The organism is Pseudomonas sp. R62 (assembly GCF_000257605.1).
GTDB lineage: Bacteria > Pseudomonadota > Gammaproteobacteria > Pseudomonadales > Pseudomonadaceae > Aquipseudomonas > Aquipseudomonas atacamensis.
The window spans coordinates 1-644 of the sequence record NZ_AHZM01000949.1; the positions used below are offsets into that span (position 1 = coordinate 1).

A 644-nucleotide genomic window follows, 5' to 3' on the forward strand; every position below is an offset into this window, starting at 1 on the left:
CGTCCTGTGCCAGAACGGTGCCTAAACCAAGCTCTGCTTCGCTGTCACTGATCCAGCGTTGCCCCGGTTGATACTGCTGCGCCATGCTGCCTGACTCCCACCTTGAAAAAGCGGGCTATCTTAACGGAATGCGCCCCTGAGGGCCAAAGGAATAGGAGCAGCGGCAAGCTTTTAGCTTCGAGCTGCAAGCCGAAGCCGAGGCGTCATGTGTCGCTTTTTTAAAGCGGCAGGGCACCAGTCAGTGTCTACCGGGTCACAAGTTTGCGACAGGCGGCTCAAGGCGCCTGCGCCCCAGCCGATAGCCTGCAGACAGGAGACCTTTATATGTTGCCACCGATGCTCCCCTTGAGCGCCGTGCCGATCACTTCCCAGCAGGATCCGATCCGCCAGCGGCCGGACATCCCGCCAGTGGTGCCGGTGCAGGAAAGCTCCAACGAAAGCACGATCGATCTGCAGAAGCGTGATCCGGAAGAGGATCGTCTGCTGGCGCGCGAAGAACAGCGTCGTCAACAGGAACGTGACCGCCGACGCCGCGAGGCGGATGAAGATCCTGAAGAGCATCTGGCCGTGCCGGGTACCGAGTTGAATGCCGACAACACCGTGCCGGTGGTGCCGTTGATAGACGATCAGCCGCGTCAGGGGCT

Annotated in this window: 2 protein-coding genes; one reads left to right on the top strand and one right to left on the bottom strand. The window is 60.7% G+C overall.

Annotation, left to right across the window (positions count from 1 at the left end):
• Positions 1 to 85: hypothetical protein (locus OQK_RS31925; protein WP_443216325.1), on the bottom strand; the 85-nt coding region annotated here is incomplete at its 3' end.
• Positions 86 to 324: 239 nt separating this feature from the next.
• Between OQK_RS31925 and OQK_RS01300 the strand changes: the two genes are divergently transcribed.
• Positions 325 to 644 (top strand): hypothetical protein (locus tag OQK_RS01300; RefSeq protein WP_016770759.1); only part of this gene is annotated, 320 nt, incomplete at its 3' end.